The sequence below is a fragment of the Paenibacillus sp. J31P190 genome (assembly GCF_059692075.1).
In genome coordinates this window covers 84435-107993 of sequence record NZ_JCAUAS010000002.1, presented here as the reverse complement: position 1 = coordinate 107993, position 23559 = coordinate 84435, and the positions used below count along the sequence as shown (strand labels likewise).

Annotated in this window: 24 protein-coding genes; 19 read left to right on the top strand and 5 right to left on the bottom strand. The window is 42.7% G+C overall.

All coding sequences use genetic code 11. From position 1 onward, the window contains the following. Positions 1 to 79: 79 nt before the first annotated feature. From AC58U0_RS04075 to AC58U0_RS04060, 4 genes are all read left to right on the top strand, one after another. Positions 80 to 736, top strand: coding sequence for a deoxynucleoside kinase (locus tag AC58U0_RS04075; RefSeq protein WP_057302683.1), 657 nt, complete (start codon positions 80 to 82; stop codon positions 734 to 736). A 418-nt stretch (positions 737 to 1154) separates the two neighbouring features. Next, entirely contained in the window at positions 1155 to 2390 is a 1236-nt protein-coding gene (locus AC58U0_RS04070) for an FAD-dependent oxidoreductase (RefSeq protein ID WP_497377774.1), read from the top strand. Positions 2391 to 2420: 30 nt separating this feature from the next. Beyond that, positions 2421 to 3407 (top strand): NAD-dependent epimerase/dehydratase family protein, encoded by a 987-nt coding sequence (locus tag AC58U0_RS04065; RefSeq protein WP_497377773.1) that lies wholly within the window; start codon positions 2421 to 2423, stop codon positions 3405 to 3407. Between the two features lie 117 nt (positions 3408 to 3524). Continuing rightward, positions 3525 to 3833: a DUF4870 domain-containing protein gene (locus AC58U0_RS04060; protein ID WP_047677714.1), complete on the top strand. Its 309-nt coding sequence runs from the start codon at positions 3525 to 3527 to the stop codon at positions 3831 to 3833. Between the two features lie 76 nt (positions 3834 to 3909). Here the strand turns inward: AC58U0_RS04060 and AC58U0_RS04055 are convergent, their stop codons facing one another. After that, entirely contained in the window at positions 3910 to 4668 is a 759-nt protein-coding gene (locus AC58U0_RS04055; protein ID WP_497377772.1) for an MBL fold metallo-hydrolase, read from the bottom strand. 250 nt (positions 4669 to 4918) lie between these two features. On the opposite strand from AC58U0_RS04055, the gene AC58U0_RS04050 reads away from it, so the two are divergent. The 5 genes from AC58U0_RS04050 to cyoD all read left to right on the top strand — a co-directional run bounded on the left by AC58U0_RS04050 (position 4919) and on the right by cyoD (position 9343). After that, the gene (locus tag AC58U0_RS04050) at positions 4919 to 5179 is read left to right on the top strand and encodes a hypothetical protein (protein ID WP_057302687.1); all 261 of its coding nucleotides are present in this window, start codon (positions 4919 to 4921) and stop codon (positions 5177 to 5179) included. Between the two features lie 239 nt (positions 5180 to 5418). Beyond that, complete coding sequence (gene cyoA, locus AC58U0_RS04045) at positions 5419 to 6393, top strand: ubiquinol oxidase subunit II (RefSeq protein WP_497377771.1); 975 nt, start codon at positions 5419 to 5421, stop codon at positions 6391 to 6393. A gap of 34 nt (positions 6394 to 6427) precedes the next feature. Then, on the top strand, positions 6428 to 8401 hold the full coding sequence (locus tag AC58U0_RS04040; RefSeq protein ID WP_497377770.1) for a cbb3-type cytochrome c oxidase subunit I: 1974 nt from the start codon (positions 6428 to 6430) through the stop codon (positions 8399 to 8401). After that, complete coding sequence (gene cyoC / locus AC58U0_RS04035) at positions 8401 to 9012, top strand: cytochrome o ubiquinol oxidase subunit III (RefSeq protein WP_057302690.1); 612 nt, start codon at positions 8401 to 8403, stop codon at positions 9010 to 9012. The genes AC58U0_RS04040 and cyoC overlap by 1 nt, the downstream gene beginning before the upstream one ends. Position 9013: 1 nt before the next feature. Beyond that, positions 9014 to 9343 carry a cytochrome o ubiquinol oxidase subunit IV gene (gene cyoD / locus AC58U0_RS04030; protein ID WP_047677705.1) on the top strand — a complete coding sequence of 110 codons (330 nt, stop codon included), beginning with the start codon at positions 9014 to 9016 and terminating at the stop codon, positions 9341 to 9343. Between the two features lie 380 nt (positions 9344 to 9723). Here the strand turns inward: cyoD and AC58U0_RS04025 are convergent, their stop codons facing one another. Continuing rightward, positions 9724 to 9855: a hypothetical protein gene (locus tag AC58U0_RS04025; RefSeq protein ID WP_268795878.1), complete on the bottom strand. Its 132-nt coding sequence runs from the start codon at positions 9853 to 9855 to the stop codon at positions 9724 to 9726. Between the two features lie 176 nt (positions 9856 to 10031). On the opposite strand from AC58U0_RS04025, the gene AC58U0_RS04020 reads away from it, so the two are divergent. Continuing rightward, complete coding sequence (locus tag AC58U0_RS04020) at positions 10032 to 11510, top strand: L,D-transpeptidase family protein (protein WP_497377769.1); 1479 nt, start codon at positions 10032 to 10034, stop codon at positions 11508 to 11510. Positions 11511 to 11616: 106 nt separating this feature from the next. Here AC58U0_RS04020 and AC58U0_RS04015 read toward each other — a convergent pair whose 3' ends face one another. Beyond that, positions 11617 to 12732, bottom strand: a complete 1116-nt coding sequence (locus tag AC58U0_RS04015; RefSeq protein WP_497377768.1) for an aminopeptidase — start codon at positions 12730 to 12732, stop codon at positions 11617 to 11619. Between the two features lie 161 nt (positions 12733 to 12893). Between AC58U0_RS04015 and AC58U0_RS04010 the strand changes: the two genes are divergently transcribed. Continuing rightward, positions 12894 to 13436: a hypothetical protein gene (locus AC58U0_RS04010; RefSeq protein WP_497377767.1), complete on the top strand. Its 543-nt coding sequence runs from the start codon at positions 12894 to 12896 to the stop codon at positions 13434 to 13436. After that, positions 13426 to 14583: an MFS transporter gene (locus AC58U0_RS04005; protein WP_497377766.1), complete on the top strand. Its 1158-nt coding sequence runs from the start codon at positions 13426 to 13428 to the stop codon at positions 14581 to 14583. The genes AC58U0_RS04010 and AC58U0_RS04005 overlap by 11 nt, the downstream gene beginning before the upstream one ends. 55 nt (positions 14584 to 14638) lie before the next feature. Here AC58U0_RS04005 and udk read toward each other — a convergent pair whose 3' ends face one another. Both udk and AC58U0_RS03995 read right to left on the bottom strand, forming a co-directional pair. Then, the gene (udk, locus tag AC58U0_RS04000) at positions 14639 to 15274 is read right to left on the bottom strand and encodes a uridine kinase (RefSeq protein ID WP_057302694.1); all 636 of its coding nucleotides are present in this window, start codon (positions 15272 to 15274) and stop codon (positions 14639 to 14641) included. Between the two features lie 115 nt (positions 15275 to 15389). Beyond that, entirely contained in the window at positions 15390 to 15707 is a 318-nt protein-coding gene (locus AC58U0_RS03995; protein WP_497377765.1) for a hypothetical protein, read from the bottom strand. A 310-nt stretch (positions 15708 to 16017) separates the two neighbouring features. Here AC58U0_RS03995 and AC58U0_RS03990 point away from each other — a divergent pair, with 310 nt between their 5' ends. The 7 genes from AC58U0_RS03990 (at position 16018) to AC58U0_RS03960 (ending at position 23554) form a co-directional block, all read left to right on the top strand. Beyond that, positions 16018 to 16398 (top strand): hypothetical protein, encoded by a 381-nt coding sequence (locus AC58U0_RS03990; protein WP_497377764.1) that lies wholly within the window; start codon positions 16018 to 16020, stop codon positions 16396 to 16398. Positions 16399 to 16407: 9 nt separating this feature from the next. Further along, positions 16408 to 17943, top strand: coding sequence for a sensor histidine kinase (locus AC58U0_RS03985; RefSeq protein WP_497377763.1), 1536 nt, complete (start codon positions 16408 to 16410; stop codon positions 17941 to 17943). Beyond that, on the top strand, positions 17940 to 19505 hold the full coding sequence (locus tag AC58U0_RS03980; RefSeq protein ID WP_200961682.1) for a DUF3369 domain-containing protein: 1566 nt from the start codon (positions 17940 to 17942) through the stop codon (positions 19503 to 19505). Before AC58U0_RS03985 ends, AC58U0_RS03980 begins: the two co-directional genes overlap by 4 nt. 187 nt (positions 19506 to 19692) lie before the next feature. Further along, on the top strand, positions 19693 to 20544 hold the full coding sequence (locus AC58U0_RS03975; RefSeq protein WP_057302699.1) for a patatin-like phospholipase family protein: 852 nt from the start codon (positions 19693 to 19695) through the stop codon (positions 20542 to 20544). A 911-nt stretch (positions 20545 to 21455) separates the two neighbouring features. After that, positions 21456 to 22469, top strand: a complete 1014-nt coding sequence (locus AC58U0_RS03970; protein WP_497377762.1) for an ABC transporter substrate-binding protein — start codon at positions 21456 to 21458, stop codon at positions 22467 to 22469. 27 nt (positions 22470 to 22496) lie between these two features. Further along, a complete protein-coding gene (locus AC58U0_RS03965) occupies positions 22497 to 22787 on the top strand; it encodes a thiamine-binding protein (protein WP_029194191.1) in 291 nt (96 codons plus the stop codon). Beyond that, positions 22787 to 23554 (top strand): ABC transporter permease, encoded by a 768-nt coding sequence (locus AC58U0_RS03960; RefSeq protein WP_029194190.1) that lies wholly within the window; start codon positions 22787 to 22789, stop codon positions 23552 to 23554. The genes AC58U0_RS03965 and AC58U0_RS03960 overlap by 1 nt, the downstream gene beginning before the upstream one ends. The last annotated feature ends 5 nt before the right edge of the window (positions 23555 to 23559 follow it).

Genomic DNA, 23559 nt, shown 5'->3' with positions numbered 1-23559 from the left:
GAATTCCTTGTATAATAGGGAAGCTTTGCAAGAATTGACTGACGGTAAATTAGGAATGGGCAGAAGGAGAAAGGGGTCAATGGCTGTGATCGTGGTTGGGGGAATGATCGGTCTAGGTAAAACATCGGTATCGACTTTACTTGGGCAAGAATTAAATTCTAATGTTTATTATGAAAGTGTCGATGATAATCCGATACTACCGCTATTTTACACGGCATCACCGGAAGAAATTGAGTTGAAGCGATATCCGTTTTTACTTCAATTGCACTTCTTGAATACAAGATTTAAGGCAATTAAACAAGCGTTAGTACATAATCGAAATGTACTGGATAGAAGTATTTATGAGGATTGGTACTTTGCCAAAGTGAATCGGGAGTTAGGCCGTATTTCACAGCTGGAATTTGATGTTTATGAGGGGCTTGCCGACAATATGATGTCTGAGCTTGCCGAGCTTCCTAAGAAAGCGCCAGACCTTATGGTATATCTAAAAGCTTCATTCGAAACGGTTATGTACCGCATCGGACTGCGGGGACGCAGCTTCGAGCAGGATCAATCTTTGGTTGATTATTATCGGCAGCTTTGGTCAGGTTATGATGACTGGGTGATGAATCATTATCATGCCTCTGAAGTGTTGATTGTAGATATGGATCGTGTTGATGTTGTGAATCGTTCCGAAGATGCGATTGAATTAGTTGAGCAGGTACGTGCCAAGCTTTCCGAATTGGTCATCGTTTAAAATATCGAAGGGCCCCCTCATTCCGAGGGGGTCTTTCGAATTATGTAGGAGTTTAATGGTTATAAAGTCCTGTGAAATTACATATACTATCGAAATATGACGGTATTTATCTCTATTTGTTGTATCTAGAGTAAAATTATTGTATGATACGTTATGTATCAAGTGGAAATGTGATTCTTGAATGGAAGAGTAGGTGATGAGTTTGTTATTTATCGTATGTTACAGAGGAAAGCCTATGTGCCCGCCACTTTCTAAATTGGCAGCAAATGAGAAAATGATGAAGTTAAGCCGATTTTTCTCGAATCTTGAGATCGTTGAGGTTAAACAACAATTAGTTGCAACATAACAGAATATAAACTTCATACCCTCATAATAACGCACCTCCTTAACCCATGGTTTTAGGAGGTTTTTGTCTTGAATGGAATATGTTACAGTAGATGGAAATGGTTCGTTGGTTATGGAGGGCAACATGAAGAATATCTTACCTTCTACTAGGAAAGCAATTATCATAGGAGCTGGGATTGGTGGATTAACGACAGCGCTTTTCTTAGAAAAGCAAGGTTGGAAAGTTATCATCTACGAGAAAAAGAAAGAGCTATCCGAGTTCGGTGCTGGAATTGTGTTAGCTGCGAATGCGATGCATGTATTATCGGAGCTTGGCTTGGATGAACAGGTGCGGGGGACCGGTGCTAAAGTTGGCTTGGCTGAAATTCGCTCATGGGATGGTAAACCGATCACTTCAGTTCCCGTCTCGAAGCAAGCCGCTCAATATGGAACTTATAGCTACCTTATTCATCGCGCGAAGCTTCAAATGATTTTATTTCAACAACTAGATGAGCGAACAATCGTTTATATGAATAAAAAGCTGATAACCTTTGAACAGGATCCGCATCAGGTAGTTGTCCATTTTGATGATGGAACAGAAGATAGCGGACATATCTTAATCGGTGCAGATGGCATTCATTCACGAGTTGCTCAACTATTATTTGGTTTAGAACAACTGCGATATTCAGGTTTTAGAGCTTTCCGAGGTATTACTACATTCTTGGATAAGCGTTATATGCCTGAGATCGGTGGAGGATTTGAGGCATGGGGTAGAGGACGACGGTTCGGTTTTTCCCAGATTGGCGAGGGGCAAGTTTTTTGGTTCGCGGCAATCAATGCAGCTTCAGGGATAGGTGTAGATCGTAAGAAGGAATACGTTCTTATGCAATTTGAGGGCTGGCATAATCCGATTGAGCAGGCTATCCAGTCTACTGATGAGGGGGCAATTTTAACGCATGACATTCATGATCGTAAACCACTTGAAAGATGGAGCCGAGGGAGAGTAACACTGGTTGGTGATGCAGCTCATCCTATGCTGCCTAATCTCGGGCAAGGAGGCGCTCAGGCGATGGAGGATGCTCTTGTTGTAGCTAGATGTCTAGAAGGAATTTCAATGCTTTCATTAAATAGCGTTACATCCGCACTTCATTCTTATGAAAGCAATCGAAAACCACGAGCCAATCAAGTTGTGCGTCAATCCAGACGAATGGCGCGCATCGTGCAAATGAGCAATCCAGCCGCTATTGTGCTGCGAAATCAGGTGCTTAGACTCCTTCCTGATAATGTCCAAATGAAGCAGTTGGATTGGCTTCTGGGTTATCGCGTGTAGATAAATAAACTAAATATTTGGAGGTAGTCCATGAATATACTAATTCTAGGCGGTACGAAATTCCTAGGAAGAGCGCTTACAGAAGCCGCATTAGCTAGGGGGCATGAAGTAACTTTATTTCACCGGGGACTGCATGACGCTAATGCCTTTCCACAGGTCCGGCATATCCATGGTGATCGGAACGTTGATTTACTCTTGCTTCAAGAGCACGAATGGGATGCGGTAATCGATACGAGCGGATATCAGCCAGAGGTTGTAGATGCCGCTGCAAAGTTGTTGAAGGATCGAGTGAAGCACTTTACCTTCATTTCTACTGTTTCCGTCTATGACGATCTTCGGAAGGAAAATTTGAATGAGTCGGCACCAGTGGCTGAATTGGAATCGGTAGAAACAATTGATCCAGGGCGGCGTTACGGTGCGCTAAAAGCCCTCTGTGAGCAAGCGGTGAACCAATCATTTCCTGACCGGTCACTAGTTATACGTCCAGGTCTCATTGTTGGACCGTATGATGCATCGGATAGATTCACCTATTGGCCATCTCGTTTTCATCGGGGCGGAGACGTGTTAGTTCCTCTGCCGAAAGAACGGAAGCTCCAATTTATTGATGTAAGAGATTTATCGGCTTGGATTATTCGGTTAGTTGAACAAGGTATAACGGGCACACTCCATGCAAGCGGCAACGATTATACAATGGAAGATGTAGTTAAGGCATGTAAAAGTGTATGTGTATCTGAAACATCTTGTTCATGGGTATCGGAAACGTTCTTAGTGGCACATGAAGTCGGGGAGTGGATGGAGCTTCCACTTTGGATAAAGAGCGATAGTTTAGTCGGGATGTTTGCTTTGGACAATGCCAAAGCCTTCGAATCGGGACTAACAACTAGGCCGTTAAGTGAGACTGTCCAAGACACTTTGGTTTGGGATTTAGGACGATCATCTGAGATAGTTCGCCTTGCAGGTATGGACCCTTCCCGCGAACAAGAATTACTCAGACTCTGGCGTGATTTTAGCAACTGATGGGATATTTGACTCCGGAAAATAATTTTTCGAAAAGTATGAAATTCAATAGAATAGATGGAAAACACCGAATATAATGGAATAGTATACTTTGAGAAAAAGAAAGAGGTGCTGTCTATGTATGATTCTTCGGATATTCAAAGTAATAAGGGAATGGCCATCATTGCATACATCTTGTTTTTTATCCCGCTCATCGCTGCAAAGGACTCCAAGTTTGCATGGTATCATGCTAACCAAGGTCTTACGTTATTACTAGCCGCTGTCATCGTAAATGTTGTTTTGGGTATTATTCCTTTCATTGGTTGGATTCTATTGCCTTTAGCGAATTTAGCTGTGTTTGTTTTAGCCATTTTAGGTATAGTCGCTGCGGCCCAAGGCCAAGTAAAACCCCTTCCGTTTATCGGAGGTTACACGTTATTGAAGTAGCAGGACATTACATATGAGAAGCAGGTTGCCAATTGTGGCAGCCTGCTTTTTCGATTTTAAACGATAAGATGATGATTCAGTTAAAAGAAGAAGCTGCCAATTGCGCAATACGTTGATTTACGTTGTCTTTATACAACCCGCCGTGATAGCAGATAACAGCCTCAATGTCGTATTTGATGAACTTCTTAATTGATTGCATCGCTAACTCATAGTTAACGGAGTACTCCGGAATAGGGCCGAGAAGTTGACCATCTGAAACGACCAAGGCATCAGCCGCAATCAATGTTTTGCTCTGTTTGTGGTACAGACTAACATGTCCCGGAGTATGACCTGGGGTATGTATGACGATAATTCCACCACTATAGGTAAGTTCGTGTCCATCTTCAAGAATGCCATTGACCGGTCCTTTGGGCGGATTCTCCAAAGCTGATCGAAAAGCTTTTCGCCATTCAGGAGAAATGTCCGCAGGTAAACTAGCGACCGCTTTTTCGATCGATTCTGGTGTGATTTTGATCAACATTTTCTCACCTTGAATATAAGGTTTCTCGATTTCACTGGCCAAGATATCAAGTTTATGCGGAGATTTGCTTATGAAATCAGGTAAACTTCCGATATGATCTATGTCTTGATGGGTAATAATAATTGTTTTCAAATGACGGAATGGAACGTTATGTTCCTCCATGGCATTCTGTATAAGCGGTAATATACCGGGATATCCGGTGTCCACGAGAGTGGCGCCCCCTTCATCGATTAAAAGGGTTGGGTGTATGACATCGATACGCCCCATTACAGGAACTGACAGTTCAAGCATGTAAATACCGTTCGCAATCTGCATTCGAATCCCTCCAAAGAGAAATGATAATGAAATAACAGTGCTATCATACCCAGGAGGTTGGTGGATTGTCAAACAAATATTTTATTATAACACAAATTTATCTGAATGTCAATATATTTCTATTTGTGAACTAGACGTATTTAGTTTTGTCCAAATTTTGATCAACGTGTGAATAAAGTATGAACAAATTTTGGATTTGTGATATAATATGTTTATAAAGCACTTACATTGGAGTTTGGAGTTGATAACGATGGCAAATAGAGCCGTTTTGATCAGTAGTAATGAGCGCAGTGAGCGCGATGTAATGCCATTAGTCAAGATGATGACAATAGCGGCATGGACGTTGCTAGGCATAGGATTACTATTAAGCTTGATGAATATGGATCATTTTAGTGACCGTAATGCTTCTTTAATGGTTGGTATTGGCTTCATGGTAGGTAGTGTGCACATCTATGTCATTCGGACGGCTATTCACTTGGTGCATTCTCGTGCAGCTTCAAAGTCGGAATGATTACAACGTATTATGAGTAATAAAAAAAGCCTTTCAAGTTACAACTTGAAGGGCTTTTTCGTTTTCATGCATTTTCATACATTTTTATAATAGTCAACAAACGTTCTGTGACATTTGTTTTACAGTAAAACGTCGATCCTTTGACGTATTTGTTAAGTTGCATTTGCGACAGTGTACTTTTATCAGCGAGATGATATCTTGATAATAGATCAGATTTGTTGATAGGGAGGTTAAGTAGGATGAAGAAGAGAACACTCGTACAAGCTTTGCTGCCCTTTATGATGGTCGCCATCATTATTTTATTGGCAGGCTGCAGTAATCAAGCTATGGTACTGAATCCCAAAGGACCTGTGGGTGCTGAACAGAAAGATTTGATTGTGATTTCTACTATTTTATGTACGGTAATCCTCGTACCTGTTCTTGCGCTAACTGCATGGATCGTATGGCGGTATCGGGATAAAGAAGGCAATAAAGCATCTTATAAGCCAAATTGGGCGCACAGTACTACTTTAGAAATCGTTTGGTGGTCAATTCCCATCATTATTATTGTGGCACTGGCAGTCATAACTATTCGTTATACGCACTCACTAGAGCCTTCTAAGCCGTTGAAATCCAATAAACCACCCGTCACCATTCAAGTGACATCACTGGATTGGAAATGGTTGTTTACGTATCCGGAGCAGGGCATAGCAACAGTCAACTACTTGCAAATTCCAGAGGATACGCCGATTAAGTTTGAACTGACCTCAGATGCTCCGATGAACTCGTTCTGGGTCCCGCAGTTGGGTGGGCAGATATATACGATGTCAGGTATGAAGATGACACTGTATTTGCAAGCCGATGAGATCGGGCATTACTTCGGAACGGGAGCGAATTTCAGCGGTGCGCATTTTGCGGATATGACATTCGATGTGAATGCGACATCTCAGAGCGATTTCGATGCTTTCGTAGCCAAAACGAAAAAGGTTCCAACAAAACTTACGATGGAAAGCTATGAAACATTAGCAAAGCCTGGTAAGTCAGATGTGCAATACTTCTCATCGGTGCCAGATGGACTTTTCGATAAGATTGTAACGAAATATACGAATGGTCAATCCATTCACAGTGGTCATGGCGGTACAGAATCCGTGAAAGAGACGAGTAAGCCTCAAGCAACGGACAAAAATGCCCCTATGAATCATAATGATCACAGTCAAATGAATATGACAAAATGATCGATCAAAGCTTTTGAGAAAGGGAGATCTGCTCATGTTGGATAAAATAAAGCAATTCGCATCAGAGTTTTTCGTAACGGGCGATCCACTCATCCTGGGTGCTCAGGTTAGTATCGGACTCTCGATGATCGCAATGATTTTCGTGCTGTCTTATTTCAGGAAGTGGGGCTGGCTCTGGCGTGAATGGTTAACAAGTGTTGACCATAAACGAATCGGGATCATGTACATTATTTGCTCGATCATGATGCTGTTCCGCGGCGGTGTGGATGCGCTACTAATGCGTGTACAGCTAGCAATGCCAAACAGCGAATTTTTGCAACCAGAGCACTATAATCAAATTTTCACAACGCATGGCGTGATTATGATTTTATTCATGGCTATGCCTCTAATGTTTGGTTTATTTAATATTGTAGTCCCTCTGCAAATTGGAGCTCGAGACGTCGCTTATCCGTTCTTGAACTCACTTAGCTTCTGGATGTTCTTCTGGGGAGCGATGCTTTTCAACGTATCCTTTGTCATCGGCGGATCACCGGATGCAGGATGGCTTAGCTATCCGCCGCTTTCGGAAGTGTCCCACAGTCCGGGTGTTGGACAGAACTTCTATATCTGGGGGATTCAAATATCCGGTATCGGTAGTTTGGCAACAGGGATTAACTTTATCGTAACTATTTTGAAAATGCGTGCACCTGGCATGAAGTTGATGAAAATGCCGATGTTTACATGGTCCGTATTTTCAAGCTGTATTATGATTATCTTTGCTTTCCCGATCCTAACAGTTACGTTAGCCTTATTATTCCTTGACCGTTTCCTTGGCGCCCATTTCTTCACGTTGGACGGCGGCGGGAATCCGATGATGTACATTAATTTGATTTGGATGTGGGGTCACCCCGAGGTCTATATTGTTGTCGTTCCGGCTTTCGGGATTTTCTCAGAAGTTGTTTCGACCTTCTCCAAAAAGAAATTATTTGGTTACAAATCGATGGTTTTTGCTATGCTGATCATTAGTTTATTGTCCTTCTTCACATGGGCGCATCACTTCTTTACGATGGGCTCCGGCGCGAATGTTAACGCCTTTTTCGCCATTAGTACGATGTTGATTGCGATACCGACCGGAGCTAAAGTATTTAACTGGTTATTCACTATGTTCCGCGGTAAAATTCGTTTTACGACACCAATGATGTGGACGATTGCCTTCATTCCTTGTTTCGTTGTTGGGGGCATGACAGGGGTATTGTTATCTGTTGCGCCTGCTGATTTTCAATTCCATAATAGCTACTTCCTGATTGCGCATTTCCATCAAGTTTTAATTGGCGGTGTAGCTTTTGGTTACTTCGCTGGACTTTACTACTGGTGGCCGAAAATGTTCGGCTTCAAACTTAATGAACACTTAGGTAAATGGGCATTCTGGCTGTGGAACATTGGATTCTATGTTTGTTTCATGCCGCAATATTTCTTAGGCTTAGATGGTATGACTCGTCGTACGTACACGTACGATTTCGATATGGGCTGGGGACCGTTAAATCTGGTGTCAACAGTTGGTGGTTTCCTTATGGGTATTGGGTTCATTTTCCAAGTATGGCAAATTGCCCACTCGATTAAATTCAGAGAACCGGATGTTTCCGGGGATCCGTGGGATGGCCGAACACTAGAGTGGTCGATTCCTTCGCCAGCTCCAATATATAACTTTGCCGTATTGCCAGAAGTAAACGAGGCAGATGCATGGTGGGAAATAAAGCAGAAGCAAAGCTTATCTGCCAAGCAATCAGCCAAGATCGTATATGAAGCGATTCACATGCCTAAGAATTCTTCCATACCATTCATAATGTCCGCTTTGTGGTTTTTCGCAGGATTTGGTTTTGTATTTGATTGGATGTGGCTGACGATTCCTGCCTTAATTGGTGTCGCGATTAGTATGATTGCACGTTCGTTCAGCTATGATACGGATTATTATATTCCTGCTGATGAAGTGAAACGTACGGAAGCCGCATTGAAAGGGGCGAAAGTATAATGGCACATGCAGCTGCGCAAGGTGGGCATCACGCCCACGATCATGAACATGATCACGAGTCGCTCAAAACGTTCGGATTCTGGATATTTCTAATCACGGACTGTATTTTATTTGGATCTTTATTTGCAACGTACATGGTTCTTCATCAAAATACGAACGGGGGACCTACCCCGGAAGAATTGTTCAAGATGCCAGGTATCATTGCAGAAACCTTTATCTTGCTAACTAGCAGCTTCACAAGCGGTTTAGCCGTGCTTGGTATGCATAAAGGGAACATGAAGCAGTTAATCGGTTGGCTCGCCGTAACCGTGCTTCTGGGAGCGTCATTCGTTGGACTCGAGCTTAATGAATTCATTAACATGGTTAATCATGAGGGTGCAACTATTAGTACGAGCGCTTTTTTATCAGCCTTCTTTGCATTAGTTGGTACACACGGTTTGCACGTATCGGTTGGCTTGATCTGGATGGTCGGGTTGATGCTGCAATTGAAACGCCGCGGCATCACAGCAGTAACCAAACGGAAAGTGGCTGTCATTTCCCTGTACTGGCATTTCCTTGATGTTGTTTGGATCTTCGTATTTACAGTCGTCTATTTGATGGGGGTGATGTAAGATGAGTCAACCGCATACAGGTTCACATGAAAACCATGACGCTCATGGTTCATTGAAATCTTATATCATTGGCTTTGCTCTCTCGATCATTCTGACCATCATTCCACTCGTTGCCGTCATGAACCATATGTTGAGCAAAACAGGCACAATCGTATTGATCCTCATCATGGCTGTACTGCAATTCGGTGTTCAATTGTTCTTCTTCATGCATGTGAAAGAGGGCGAGAACGCTCGCTGGAATATCATGGCGCTGATCTTTGGTCTTGTTATTTTATTGACGATTGTGGCCGGTTCGATTTGGATTATGACTTATAATCAAGTGGCTCATTAAGTTTTGATAAAAGGAAAGACGTTTTCACCACGATTGGCGTGGTGAGAACGTCTTTTTTATTGTGTTGGAATGCAGCAGTTCCTCGGACAAGTCAAAAAATTAGGAGAAGGCATCTGGAACGATGAAATTCATCGCTAAAGAACATGGAGTAGCTAGAATTGACTCCATAACGATGAAAAACATCCTTTCAGGCACCGAGCCAGCCTAAGTCTTCTGAAGGTAGCAGCTGAAACGATGAAATTCATCGCTAAAGTACACGTAGTAGCTGAAAGAGTCTCCATAGCGATGTAAAACATGCTTATGGACGCGGAATCAGCCTCAATCCACTCAAGTTGGCAGCTGAGACGATGAATTTCATCACTAAAGTATTCAGAGTATCACTAGCATGTAGGATTGTTACGTTCCTTAGCTTCTCGTTTCTCTTGTTGTACGGCTTTTTCTCCGAATTGATCTAAGCGAGAAGGGCTGCCTGCAGGTCCAGTGTTCTTGGGCTTACTATTTCTTCCACTCATGATTTATCACCTCCGTCGATACAGCTTTTGCTAAATGATTATCGTTCATTCAATAAGACAAAAGGTAATAAATAGTTGTCTTTCTATCTTACGCATGATACATTATGTATCAGAGATACTAATTGTATCATTCAGCCAGAGTGGACAAGCAATTCTATTGAACGGAGAGGAGCCGAATGATTCGCAGAAGCCAACGATTTCGTAACCATCTCGACGATAATCTGATTCATCTGCATAAGAACTTGTTCATAAGCCCTTCTGATCCACAATATTACGAAAAAGTGATCCGATATATTGACGCTAATTCTCCGGAAGCTCATTATAAGATCGGACAAAAATTTCAGTTAAAAGGAAATTTGAAAAGAGCGATTTTCCATTACAAAGAAGTTCTTCGAACGTATCCATCACCATTTTATTCGGCTGCTAATCGAGCCATTCGTGAATTTGATCAACAACAAGCGGATCATGCAGCTAGTATGCAAAAGGCTTTCCCAGAGGCGGAAAAACGGCTGTTACCTCCATTTATGAAAACAATGCTTATCGTTCTCTTTGTACTTAATTTGATGTTAGTCTTCTTGTTTGTTGGAGATGCCCCGATCTATAAAGCGATTTCGAAAATGAAAGTCTGGGGTGTTGGAAGCGACATTACATATGAGACAGTAGATGTCCCATTTATCATGTATCTTGATCCTGACACCAAAAATGAAGATATTGAAACAGCACTGCATAAGCAGGCTTTGGAATTAGCCAAGGAGATGCCGAATTCCAGTATTCTTATTTATGGCATTGTTTCACAAGATAACGTGAACCAAGGGAAAACAATGCTTCTCACGAATGATGAGTTGACGAAAAGCGCCATTGTTATCGCTCAATATCATCCCGCGACGGATCGTACAGTGAGAATTCGCTTTCTGAATTCCGAATTTGAAAAGCACCAACCGCTTAGTGCGATTGGTGCTAATTTAGTTCGTACAGCTTTGGAATCGTACCGCAAAGATTATGGGAAGGCTCCCGTTCATCTGAATGCTCTCTTGCAAGATTATCCGAATAATTATTTAAGCTTCATTCCGTTAGAAGCGGTCACAAGTTCCAATGACATATCCACGGAGTTTAACGGGCGAGGCGGTTGGGTCTACAATTTCGGCGCGGCTGATGTCGAGCAGATGTTTTATGCGAATACTGCAGGCGTTGGCCGAGTACCCTATGAACCTGTGCATATAGAAATCAACAAGGCAGAACATCAATTGAAACTGGTTAGCGGCAGCTATTTACTGTGGGTTAAAGATATTGGTCTTGGAGCCAACGGGAGCACACCCCAAGGAGATTTTCGGGTGATGGATCGTGTACAGAAGCCCAAAGGTAACCATGCACAGGTATATGGGGAGGCCGGCTTGGGACTTGGAGTGATTGCACTTCATGGAACATTCGATGAAAGCTCAATCGGCACGGATCAATCATTGGGCTGTATTCGACTGACGAATCCGGATGTGCAGCAATTATTCCAGTTTGTTCCTAAGGGCACAGAGGTTCAAATAAATTCTGCCAAATGGGCAACGATCCATAATGAGCAAGTCAAGGACACGATATTGCTCATTCCAAATAAGCTGCCATCCCTTGATCAATCGCCGAAACAGGTATTTCACTGGCTTGGTTAATCACGTTTTGTTAATGGCATTACATATTATTTCCTGCGATCTTATGAAAAAAGCAGCCAAGGCTTACCGAGGATTAGTCGGAAGCAGCGGCTGCTTTTTAAATTAACTACATTAAGTTCTCAGGGTTCAGTTTTTCCAATTCAGGGATGACGAAGCGTCCGTCTTTGCGAATGAGAACATCATCAAAGTAGATTTCGCCGCCACCATATTCGGGACGCTGGATAAGCACCATATCCCAGTGAACGGAGGAGCGGTTCGTATTATCCGCTGTTTCATATGCTTGTCCTGGAGTAAAGTGAATGCTGCCATCAATCTTCTCATCGAATAAAATATCTTTCATTGGATGTTGGATGTACGGGTTTACACCAATTGCGAATTCGCCGATATATCGAGCACCATCATCGGTATCCAGGATATCATTCAATTTCTTGCTGTCATTGCTTGTAGCTTCAACAATACGGCCATTTTCGAACCGTAATACAATATTTTCAAAAGAAGTGCCGGAATATATCGTAGGTGTGTTATAGCTGATTACTCCATTGACGGAGTCCTTCACAGGCGCTGTGTATACTTCACCATCAGGTATGTTTCTCAAACCAGAGCAAGGAACGGCGCCAATATTTTTGATCGAGAAGCTAATATCAGTCCCTTTGGCAACAAGGCGAACGCGGTCTGTACGGTTCATCAGGTCGACAAGTGATTCCATAGCGACAGCCATTTTGCTGTAATCGAGATTACAAACATTGAAATAGAAATCTTCGAAAGCCTCGGTGCTTTTGCCGGCAAGCTGAGCCATCGAAGGATTCGGATAACGCATTACACACCATTTAGTATTGTTAATGCGTTCGTCGAAAAGAGGACGTTGGAAGTATTTTAGGTAGAGCCTCATTTGGTCATCGGGTACATCGGACGATTCGGTAATATTATCACCGCTACGGACGGCTACGTAAGCATCCATCTGCTTCATCCTCGCAAGCTCAAATTCGGACCATTGGGTAAATAGCTCTTGTGTGCCTGTCATCTGTAAACTTCTCATGATGGCTGGATCGCGCAGCTCGATGAATGGTTTACCGCCTACGGCATACACTTCTTCAATGAAGCATTTGGCGAGTTCAGGGTCTTTGACTCCAATCATTTCAATCAATATGTTCTCACCAGGCTGAAGGCTAACTGAATAACGGATTATATTTCGGGCAAAAGTTTGAAGTCTTGGATCTCTCATTCTATAGGTCTCCCTTGATTGAATATATGTACTAACAAATTATATCGCAACAAGCGTTCTTAAGCCAATAATGACTAATGATTTCGTGGAACTTAATGGGGTATGCTACAATATATCAAGGAATGACAGACAACAGAAAATTACAACTAGAGGAGGACGCAATGGCAAGAGATCAGATTAAAGTACCATTCGGGTACGAACCTCCAGCGGAGACTCATAAAGGAACCGTTTTATTATTTGAAACATTTGAGGACTGGACGAAGACAGAGCTGCAAGCTTTTACCAAATGGGCGGAGGAAAGAAAGTTCGTTCGGGCTATCTTTTATCCCCAGCATGAGGAAACGCTACGGAGAATGGACATACCTAGTCAACAGCCCTATTATGCCCGTGTGAAGCATTTGGAAAGCCTACTGGAACATGTGGATACCACCCTTCAATTGGACGTGGATAAGTGGGAAGGGAAGCGTAAGAAGTACACACCGATAGATACATCTTTGAAATTTTTGACGGATAAAACGCCCGGACCCCATTTCGTATGCATGAGTGATCGCTATGCGAATCTATTCGTGACATATCCTTCCTTCAAGGAATGGATCAAAAAAGTAAGACTCGTCATCATCAACCAATTCCATGTCCCACTCCATGGTAAGCTGAATGAATACGCGGAGAGATGGGAAGCTGTGGATTTTGGAAATGGCTCTTAAACAACGGATCTCAACTAACAAATTAATCATATTAATTATGGTCGTTATCGTGGCAGGGATGAGTCAAGGTATGCTCCTGCCGCTGCTAACGATCCTTTTGGATCGTTCGGGTGTCTCAACGGAAGCCAATGGCCTGAATGCTGCTGCGCTTTATATTGGTATTTTCTCCACGATGTTCTTCATAGAAAGACCTGTGCGAAGATACGGATATAAGCCAGTCATCATGGTTGGGATGGGACTGGTCATCTTGGCAACTTGTTTGTTTCCGTTATGGCAGCAGATTGGTTTCTGGTTTGTACTTCGTTTGCTTGTAGGGATCGGGGATAGCGCCCTGCATTATGCAACCCAGTTATGGATCGTTACATCAAGCCCTAAAGAGCGTAGAGGACGTAATATCTCTTTATACGGCATGGCTTATGGCGTTGGTTTTAGCTTAGGACCTATAGGAATTACCTTGCTCAAAGCAGGTAGTTGGGTTCCCTTTTTGACGACCAGTAGCTTTTTCTTAATCGTTCTAACGCTTGTGCTGCAGTTGTCCAATGAGAAGCCAGAGCAACTAGACAAAGTGGAAGCGGTGCATAAGCGTGCTTCAAAGGTATTAGCAATCGCTTGGTTCCCGCTCATTACCTCCTTACTCTATGGCTATATGGAAGCCTCGATGAACAGCAACTTTCCGATTTATGGACTGCGTGCAGGTCTCACGGAATCTAATATTGGTGTTCTGCTGCCCATCATGGGGGTAGGGGGTCTCATCATGCAGCTGCCCCTAGGGATCTGGAGTGATCGTGTAGGGCGGAGAAGTATCCTTATTGTGAGTGGCCTCATTGGCTCCATCGCATTTCTATGTATTCCGTTTGCAGGCTCGAATCTTTGGTTGATTGGACTCTGTTTCGGCGTTGCCGGGGGCATGGTGGGCTCGTTTTTCTCACTAGGTTTGGCCTACGCGGCAGATATATTGCCCAGACATTTAGTACCTACTGCGAATGTACTTGCTTCTATCCAGTACAGCTTAGGAAGTATAGCCGGCCCTTTAATGGGAGGACTAGCTATACGGTATATTAGCACGGCCAGTATTTTTTACTTAATAGGCCTTATCTATATCTTATTTGCCCTATCTGGGTTTACTTTTCGACGTCAATCTGTATGAAAAAAAGACACTAAACCTAACGAAGGTTTGGTGTCCTTTTTCATTTAGTCAACATTTAGCCTATTTCATAGCTTGCTGCTTGATCCGTCATATACCGCTCTGTCAAAATAGTGAGCATAGAAATTCCGATTTGATTCTCTCCGCCCTCAGGAATAATAATGTCAGCATATTTCTTGGACGGCTCAATAAATGCGTCATGCATTGGCTTAACGGTTGTCAAATATTGATCAAAGACAGATTGGAGCGTACGTCCACGTTCATTAATATCTCGGGATAGTCGGCGCAGAATACGGACGTCTGGATCGGTATCAACGAACACCTTAATGTTCAAAGCACCGCGCAGCTCTTCATCTGTTAAGACATGAATGCCTTCAAGAAGCACAATCGGTTTTACTTCGATACGAATCGTCTCTTGAGAGCGAGCGTGCTGCGAGAAATCGTACACAGGAATGTCAACGGCATTGCCGTTTTTCAATTCATTTAAATGCTTGAGCAGCAAGGTATTTTCGAAGGCACGGGGATGATCATAATTAATACGTTCCCGTTCTTCAAAAGTAAGACCACTATGATGAAGATAATAATTATCTTGTGAAATTAATGTCACGTTCGTGGATCCTAGCTTGGTAATGATAGATCGAGCTACTGTAGTTTTTCCTGAACCGGTACCACCGGCAATTCCGATAACGAGCATGAAATGTAGTGCCTCCCCAAATAACTTGAAAACCTTCCTCCGTAGTTTAACATAATGTTTGTATAAAAAGAAAAAGCGATCGAATTTCGATCACCTTTTGCAGAGAATAATAGCCTTATCGAATTTGCTTCGGGGTATGGAACTTCTCTTGATTGGCCTCGATATCTTGTGAAGCTTGCGTCAATTGTTCCATGGTTTGCTGTATCTGCTGCCCATACTCATCGTTATTAAAAGCTTGTAGCTGCTCATGTGCTTCATGAACTTGCTGCTTAGCCTCTGTAAGCGCTGCTTGTGCAGATTGAATAGACCGAGGGTTGGCCTGTGTAATGGCAACTTGCAGCTGATGCTCAGCGTCTTGAGCTTGGAGTATAGCATGATCTGCTGCGTCAATGGCGTGCTGAAGCGGCTGCTGATGCTGACGGGTTTCTGTCATAGGGGAATGCCTCCTAAGGATAATTGTTATGGGTAAAAAAGAACAGCGACTTTACTACATTGCTCCAAAGTTGGGGAAATCATTCTTCGATTGGGAAATGAAATTATTTCCTGGGGAAGCGCAAAATGTGAGCGTTCTTATGATAATTCGACATGAAAAGTCAGAAAATTTCGAATACAAAATCAATTACATGAAAAGGCTATTGTTTCCAAAATAAAAGTGGACAAACCGCTTGAATATTCATAAGCTAAAGAAGATAGCTTTTTTTTGACATGATTAGACAATTTGGGTCTAAATAGGGGATGAAACGATGAGAACATGGAAAGGTTTTTGTATAATTGCAGCTGTTACACTAAGTATTTCCGGATGTGGATCATCCAAAACAAATACTTCACCGGCAAATTCATTCACGCCTACCTTAGAGGCAAGTATTATTGTTAATGGAGATGCTGCAACCCTTCGAATTACAACGGACCTTAAGCTTTCCAAAGAGCATTATGATCAACAGCGCAAGCAAGGGGAAGGGCACGTTCATGTTTCCTTGGACAAAGCAGAAAAAGAAATCATGACGACCACTGAAAAAAATTATGAACATTTAAGCAAAGGTCCTCACGAATTAAAGGTTTCCTTACATAATAACGATCACACACCTTATGATGTAAGCAAGACGATCACGTTTGAAGTGAAGTAGGAGCATCCCATGTCATTTCTTCCAAAGAGATTGAGCTTACAGAAAAGAATTGTTTTCCTCGTGACTACAGTTACGGTCAGTATGCTCTCAACAATGTTGGTTTTCGATACCATAAGTTTAAATCAATCCATTCGAGAAGCCTATGTGAGTCAAATAAGCGGTATGACGATTGCCATTAATGGACGCTATGAAGAATCTCGTTCCGTTACAGATGTACAGCAAATATTTGATTATATTCAATACAAAAATACGCGTGTACTCGAAATGAAGCTTTACGATAAACAAGGCATAGTTCTTGCGGCTTCCAATCGTTCTGAAGTCGGTAATCATATGCCTCTTGATAGTGTAATCATTCCTAAGCAGGATCATACCATTGTTGACCGTGTGCCTATGGCACAAACGGATAAACCGGTAGTCCGTCTGACGGCGCCTCTACAGGAGGATGGCCTTGTTGTAGGTGCGGTAGAAGTTATTTTTGATTCGTCCGAGGAAGCCGTACTACTTGCAAAGCGAACGAAACTTATTCTGATTGTGGGCATTAGTGTAGCTATTGTTATGTCAACATTGCTTTGGCTTATTTTGAGAAGAATTGTTATTCGACCATTAAGCCGACTTCGTGAAGCCGCGCTTGTTGTAAGGCAAGGAGGAGATCTTCCTAGCCTGCAGTTCAAAGCTTCCCCTGAAATCGACGAAGTGTCTGAAGCTTTTAATGATATGGTCAAAAATTTGGATGAACGCTACCAAGAGCTTCAACAGGTACTAAAAACATTGCAGGTGACACAGGACCATCTTGTCCAATCTGAGAAAATGGGAGCTTTGGGTAATCTTGTAGCCGGTGTCTCACATGAAATCAACACACCAATCGGGATTGGTGTAACAGCAATCAGCTATTTAGATCAAAAGACGAAGGAATTTAAGAACCTGTATGAGACAGGTAAAATGAAAAAGTCTGACCTTGAGCAGTTTCTATCCATCACACAAGAGACGAATGCCATGGTGCAGACCAATCTGGAACGCGCTTCTTCCTTGGTGCGCAGTTTTAAACAAATTTCTGTTGATCAAAGCGTTGAAGTCAAGCGCTCGTTTCATTTGAAGGAGTATTTAGAGGGAATCATTTCAAGCTTGAAACCTACGCTCAAGAAAACAAGGCTACGAGTAGATGTTTATTGTGATAATGAGCTGATTCTTTACACTTACCCAGGTGCTTTATCACAAATTATTACGAATTTAGTCATGAATTCTTTGAACCATGCCTATGCAATAGAGGAAGAAGGCAGTTTAACCATACGTGTTGAAGAGCATCAAGACTATATTATCCTTGCCTATACCGATGACGGTAAAGGGATGACGAAAGAAGTGCTAGATCAAATTTTTGATCCTTTCTTCACGACGAGCCGCGGCAAAGGCGGAACAGGGTTAGGGATGAATATTGTCTATAATCTCGTTACACAATCACTGAATGGAACCATCGAAGGTTCTAGTACCTTGGGACAAGGAAGTTTATTTACCATTACAATTCCGAAAGAGGAGGAAGCTGTGCAATGACAGGACAAGATGGGTTAATGGACCAGGATGAGCTTTTTTTTGCTGAGGAAGAAGAGACCGATTCAGCAAAGGAAGTTCCGATCGAACAAGACCCTTGGGTCGTACTCATTGTTGACGATGAGAAACAAATCCATCAAGTGACGAAAATGGTTCTGCAAGACTTTGAATTTGATGGAAAGAAGCTGGAATTCCATAGTGCTTATTCGGCTTTAGAAGCCAAACAGCTGTTAAAACAACAACCTAATGCCTCATTAGTTCTTTTGGATGTTGTCATGGAGCAAGATGATGCGGGGCTGCAAATTGTTAAGTACATACGCGAAGAATTGAATAATCAGGCGATACGTATTATTTTGCGGACAGGTCAGCCAGGTCAAGCGCCTGAACGCACGGTCATCATGGATTATGACATTAATGATTACAAAGAAAAGACAGAACTCACAACACAGAAGCTGTTCACCACAGTGGTTACGGCGCTGCGTTCCTATCGCGATATTAAAACAATTGAGAAAAGCAGATCGGGCTTGGAGGAGATTATTAAGTCATCTGCTTCGTTATTCGAGCTGCAATCTATGAAGAAATTTGCTTCCGGCGTTTTAACACAAATGACCTCCATCGTTAACTTACATAAAAATGCGCTTCATTGCAGCTTTGCTGTTACTAAAGGCGTGGAAGATATTTATATCCTAGCAGCAAGCGGGGATTATGCATCCAATCAAGACGAACGAGCACGGGATGTTGTTCCTACAGATGTACTCCAAGAGATTGAACATGCCTTTCATTCCAAAAAAAGCAGCTTCGCATCGGATCGCTTTGTGATTTATTTTCAAAGTAAGATGGGGATGGAAAATGTCATCTATATGAATGGATTCAAAGCACTCAGCGAGTGGGAGCATTATTTAGTTGATATTTACTGTGCGAATGTTTCTGTGGCTTTCGAAAATATTTATTTGAATGAAGAGCTTGAAAGCACACAGCAAGAAATTATTTATACGATGGGTGAAATCACGGAAACGAGATCCAAGGAAACGGGACACCATGTGAAAAGAGTTGCCGAATACTCCCGTTTACTGGCCATTAAATATGGATTATCTGAGCAGGAAGCCGAAGTCATTCGCTTGGCTTCGCCGATGCATGATGTTGGTAAAGTTGGCATACCAGACGCGATTTTAAATAAGCCTGGATCGCTAACAAGTGAAGAATTCGATGTTATGAAGACTCATTCGAATCTGGGGTACGAAATGCTCAAGCATTCGAACAAGCAAGTCTTAAATGCCGCTGCTATCATCGCACAGCAGCATCATGAGCGTTTTGATGGAACAGGGTATCCTCAAGGACTTCGCGGCGACGAGATACATCTCTATGGTCGTATAACCGCATTAGCTGATGTATTTGATGCTTTATGCAGTGATCGTGTTTATAAGAAAGCTTGGGAACTTGATCGTGTAATGGATTTGCTTAAAACGGAACGCGGTCGGCATTTCGATCCTGTGATCGTTGATCTCTTCATTAAGCATTTGGATGAGTTCCTGGTTATCAAAGAGTTCTACAAGGAGCAGCGTTAACGGCATCATCTGAAATTCGCCAAAAACGTGGATTATCTGGGGTAATTCCTGAATCCATCTAATAAAGTGGTATGAAATCTGCTTCTTTGTCTCTTTTACGGAGATGGAGGAGCATTTCTTTTAATTGACATTTCCTGTATGCTAGAAAGGGGCTAGAGACAGAGAGAAAGAGAAAGAAGGTGTGACCATGGAAGGAATTGGACTCGTACTGGAAGGCGGAGGTATGCGAGGCGTATACACCGCAGGAGTCTTGGAATACTTTATGGAACAGGATTTATATTTTCCTTATGTGGTTGGTGTATCCGCAGGTGCATGCAACGCAGTTTCGTATATTTCCAAACAACCCGGGCGTAATAAAAAAGTAACGATCGGTTATATTAGAGATCACCGATATTTAAGCTATCGTAATTTATTCCGTCATAAGAGCATATTTGGGATGGATTTTATATTTAAAGAGTTGCCGAATAAGTTGGTACCGTTTGATTACGATACCTTCTATAACTCGTCACAGCAGTTCGCGATCGGTACAACCGATGCGCATACGGGCGAACCCATTTATTACACGAAACATCAGCTTATGCAGCAAACCTTGCCGATTGTTCAAGCATCAAGTTCATTGCCATTTGTAGCCACTCCGATTCATTATGAAGGTCGGACCTTGTTTGACGGCGGCTTAGTAGATCCGATTCCTGTGAAGAAGTCTCTAGCTGATGGGAACAAAAAGCATGTTATCGTGTTGACCAAAGAACAGGGGTATCGCAAGAGTCCCTTTAAGCAGCGGTGGCTAGCTAAAAGTTTCTACCCGGCTTATAACGGCCTTGTCAATGTACTTGTCAATCGAAGTGAAATCTATAATGGAACCTTAGAAACCATTGAACGAATGGAAGCAGATGGAAGTGCGATCATTATACGACCTTCGTCCAAAGTAGTAGTAGGCCGTATGGAAAAGGATCCAAAGAAACTAGAAGCGCTGCACGAGCTTGGCTATCAGGATGCGAAACGAATGGGATCACAGATGAAAGAATGGTTACTTAGTTGACCGTAAGGAGCTGTGTACTTGGAAAAATTAAATCAAAAAATTATTTAGTGAAAAGTTTGGTTGGGTTAGTGATCGTTTCGGCGTCACCTGGGCATTGACTCTTGCGAAAAACTAGACATATTAATTAAGGCCACTGTTCCTTTGAAGTGCGCCCCTTAGAATAGACATTGGAAAAACCCCTGGGTTAAGCCGATGAAAAATTTAAGGGTGCATGCATAAGGTGAATGGTGGTTTTTATTGTTTTATGGGTTGGTGAAGGACTGGATCGAGAATTTCGATGGTTGATGTTGTAGAAAATGCAACAATTGCAGCCCATTAAAGCGCTATTGCGATACGATGTTGCATAAAGTGCAACAGTTTGGACCGTCACAGGTCATTTTTGCGTAAATGGGTTAAAAGTGTTGTAAAAACTACAACTTCCACTTAAAAAATAGCCTTTGGGAGTGAAAATTGTTGCAGAAAATACAACATCAGTAACCACGGATGGCTGCCTATATGTACAAAGCCTTTGACCAACTTTATAAACAAAATTTGAAGTTATGGCCGTCGGGTCTGCTGAGGAAGTTAAAAAGAGTTATCAACAAGCATCGAAAGTGCATAACATAGGCTCTATTTGCTGGATGCAGCAGGAATGTAATTATCATTTCTGTTTGCAATAAGTACGAACATGAGGTATGGTATAAACAAACCAATAAGAACCCACGGGAGCTTGAGAAGTCAGGCTGAGATTGTGACCGTCATTGTCACTCACCGTTAATCTGATCTGGGTAATGCCAGCGTAGAGAACACTAATAAATGCACGTTCATTCGATTTGTTTCGAATGGGTTTATCATTTTCTACTCATGGCGCTCCCGGATAACGGGGGCTTTTTCTTGTGGTTAAATAGAGATGTGGAGAGGGGAAACAAAGAATGAAATGGAAGAAAATTGCACCACTTATGTTAGTTAGCTTAACGGTAGCCTTGGCTGGATGCGGTAATAAGATGGCTGAACAGCCGGCAAAACAAACGGCCAAGCCGTTAACGAACGTGAAGGTCGTTCTAGACTGGACGCCAAATACGAACCATACGGGGTTATACGTCGCTAAGGATCAAGGCTTTTTTGAAAAAGAGGGACTGAATGTAGAAATTATTGCTCCTGGTGAAGGCGGAGCCGATGCGATGATTGCTTCAGGAGCTGCGGAATTCGGTGTCAGTTATCAAGAAAGTATTACACAAGGACGAATTCAAGGTGTGCCGTTAGTTTCCATTGCTGCGGTGATTCAGCATAACACATCCGGTTTTGCATCGCCGGTAGCGAAGAACATCAAGTCGCCTAAGGATTTCGAGGGGAAAACGTATGGCGGTTGGGGTGCTCCGTCAGAAAGTGCGATGATCGACTCGCTAGTGCAATCCGAGAAAGCAGATCCGAGCAAAGTGAAGATCGTGAATATCGGTGATGCCGATTATTTCACAGCTGTGAAGCGGGATATTGATTTCGCATGGATTTACTACGCTTGGACAGGTGTAGATGCCGAGCTGCGCGGCGAGCCGCTGAACATGATTTATTTGAACAAATATTCGGATAAACTGGATTACTATACACCGGTTCTTGCGACGAATGAGAAAATGATCAAAGAGAAGCCTGAGCTCGTGAAAGCTTTCATGGCTGCTGCATCGAAAGGTTATCAATTCGCGATCAGCAAGCCTGAGGACGCTGCTAATATTTTGATCAAAGCGGTTCCTGATTTAGATAAAAAACTTGTGCTTGCCAGTCAAAAATGGCTTAGCCCGCGTTATCAAGATGATGCCGCTCGTTGGGGTGAACAAAAAAAATCCGTATGGGAAAATTATGCGAACTGGATGCTTGATCACAAACTGCTCGAGAAAAATATCGATGCAGATGCTGCATTCACGAACAAATTTTTACCGGAAAGCTCAAAATAACACGATTTGTTGGAGGAGGCACTTATAGTGGCTAATGCACTTGTCAGTATTCAAATCATTCCGAAAACGAAAAACAATGAAGATGTCATCCCCTATGTAGACCGTGCTATTGAAGTCATAGCCAAGTCTGGCGTGAAATATTTCGTATCTCCGCTGGAAACGACAATGGAAGGGGAGCTCGACCAACTTCTGGCGATCATTCAAGATATGAATGCCGCGATGATTGAGATGGGCAGCCCTAACGTAATTTCGCAGGTGAAAATTTACTTCAATCCGTCAGGTGCTTCGATGGACAAATTGACGGAGAAATACAGATAATGAAACAGCATCGCTGGTTCAAAGCAGGGTGGCCACCGATTGTTGTGGTCATCCTTCTGTTGCTTTTATGGCAGCTTGCCGTGACTTGGGGAGGTACAGCAAGCTGGCTGCTGCCTAGTCCGCTCAAAATATGGAAAGACGGCACTACGGATATGCCCAGAGTATGGATGCACACATTCGCTACACTGCGCTTAATGTTGATTGGGTTTAGTGCTGGTGTAACAGGCGGCGTGATTGTCGCTAGCTGCTTACATCGAGTGCCTGCGCTAAAGGCTGGTTTTTACCCGCTGCTTATTTTATCTCAAAATGTCCCGACTATTGCACTGGGGCCTCTGCTTATCATTTTATTTGGTTTTGGCATTTTACCTAAAATTCTATTAATCTCACTTGTTTGCTTTTTTCCTGTAACGATGTCTACCTTGGACGGTTTTATGCAAACGGATCGCAGTATGTATAACTATATGCAGATGATCGGCGCCAGCAAACGGCAAATCTTTTATAAATTAGAACTGCCGCATGCTTTGCCATTTCTCTTCACAGGACTCAAAATATCGGCCACATACAGTGTGATGGGGGCCGTGATTGCCGAATGGCTTGGCGGAGGCGTTGGACTGGGCTATTATATGATTTTGCAAAAATCGGCGTTCCGCGCTGATCGCGAATTTGTCGCTATTCTGATGATCGTTACTCTCAGCTTACTCTTTTTCTGGCTCATCGCAGGGCTTGAGAAGCTCGTCATTCGATGGAATGCGAAACGATCATCTTAAGAAAG

What these genes read in the sequence shown, in the direction of transcription:
- AC58U0_RS04060 (WP_047677714.1), top strand. Translation starts at nt 3,525, where the DNA reads ATGTATGATTCTTCGGATATTCAAAGTAATAAGGGAATGGCCATCATT.
- AC58U0_RS04010 (WP_497377767.1), top strand. Translation starts at nt 12,894, where the DNA reads ATGGCAAGAGATCAGATTAAAGTACCATTCGGGTACGAACCTCCAGCG.
- AC58U0_RS04020 (WP_497377769.1), top strand. Translation starts at nt 10,032, where the DNA reads ATGATTCGCAGAAGCCAACGATTTCGTAACCATCTCGACGATAATCTG.
- AC58U0_RS04070 (WP_497377774.1), top strand. Translation starts at nt 1,155, where the DNA reads ATGGAATATGTTACAGTAGATGGAAATGGTTCGTTGGTTATGGAGGGC.
- AC58U0_RS04065 (WP_497377773.1), top strand. Translation starts at nt 2,421, where the DNA reads ATGAATATACTAATTCTAGGCGGTACGAAATTCCTAGGAAGAGCGCTT.
- AC58U0_RS03995 (WP_497377765.1), bottom strand. Translation starts at nt 15,707, where the DNA reads ATGACAGAAACCCGTCAGCATCAGCAGCCGCTTCAGCACGCCATTGAC.
- cyoC (WP_057302690.1), top strand. Translation starts at nt 8,401, where the DNA reads ATGGCACATGCAGCTGCGCAAGGTGGGCATCACGCCCACGATCATGAA.
- AC58U0_RS04015 (WP_497377768.1), bottom strand. Translation starts at nt 12,732, where the DNA reads ATGAGAGATCCAAGACTTCAAACTTTTGCCCGAAATATAATCCGTTAT.
- AC58U0_RS04055 (WP_497377772.1), bottom strand. Translation starts at nt 4,668, where the DNA reads ATGCAGATTGCGAACGGTATTTACATGCTTGAACTGTCAGTTCCTGTA.
- AC58U0_RS04025 (WP_268795878.1), bottom strand. Translation starts at nt 9,855, where the DNA reads ATGAGTGGAAGAAATAGTAAGCCCAAGAACACTGGACCTGCAGGCAGC.
- udk (WP_057302694.1), bottom strand. Translation starts at nt 15,274, where the DNA reads ATGCTCGTTATCGGAATTGCCGGTGGTACCGGTTCAGGAAAAACTACA.
- AC58U0_RS03970 (WP_497377762.1), top strand. Translation starts at nt 21,456, where the DNA reads ATGAAATGGAAGAAAATTGCACCACTTATGTTAGTTAGCTTAACGGTA.
- cyoA (WP_497377771.1), top strand. Translation starts at nt 5,419, where the DNA reads ATGAAGAAGAGAACACTCGTACAAGCTTTGCTGCCCTTTATGATGGTC.
- AC58U0_RS03985 (WP_497377763.1), top strand. Translation starts at nt 16,408, where the DNA reads ATGTCATTTCTTCCAAAGAGATTGAGCTTACAGAAAAGAATTGTTTTC.
- AC58U0_RS03960 (WP_029194190.1), top strand. Translation starts at nt 22,787, where the DNA reads ATGAAACAGCATCGCTGGTTCAAAGCAGGGTGGCCACCGATTGTTGTG.
- AC58U0_RS03980 (WP_200961682.1), top strand. Translation starts at nt 17,940, where the DNA reads ATGACAGGACAAGATGGGTTAATGGACCAGGATGAGCTTTTTTTTGCT.
- cyoD (WP_047677705.1), top strand. Translation starts at nt 9,014, where the DNA reads ATGAGTCAACCGCATACAGGTTCACATGAAAACCATGACGCTCATGGT.
- AC58U0_RS04050 (WP_057302687.1), top strand. Translation starts at nt 4,919, where the DNA reads ATGGCAAATAGAGCCGTTTTGATCAGTAGTAATGAGCGCAGTGAGCGC.
- AC58U0_RS03975 (WP_057302699.1), top strand. Translation starts at nt 19,693, where the DNA reads ATGGAAGGAATTGGACTCGTACTGGAAGGCGGAGGTATGCGAGGCGTA.
- AC58U0_RS04040 (WP_497377770.1), top strand. Translation starts at nt 6,428, where the DNA reads ATGTTGGATAAAATAAAGCAATTCGCATCAGAGTTTTTCGTAACGGGC.
- AC58U0_RS04075 (WP_057302683.1), top strand. Translation starts at nt 80, where the DNA reads ATGGCTGTGATCGTGGTTGGGGGAATGATCGGTCTAGGTAAAACATCG.
- AC58U0_RS04005 (WP_497377766.1), top strand. Translation starts at nt 13,426, where the DNA reads ATGGCTCTTAAACAACGGATCTCAACTAACAAATTAATCATATTAATT.
- AC58U0_RS03990 (WP_497377764.1), top strand. Translation starts at nt 16,018, where the DNA reads ATGAGAACATGGAAAGGTTTTTGTATAATTGCAGCTGTTACACTAAGT.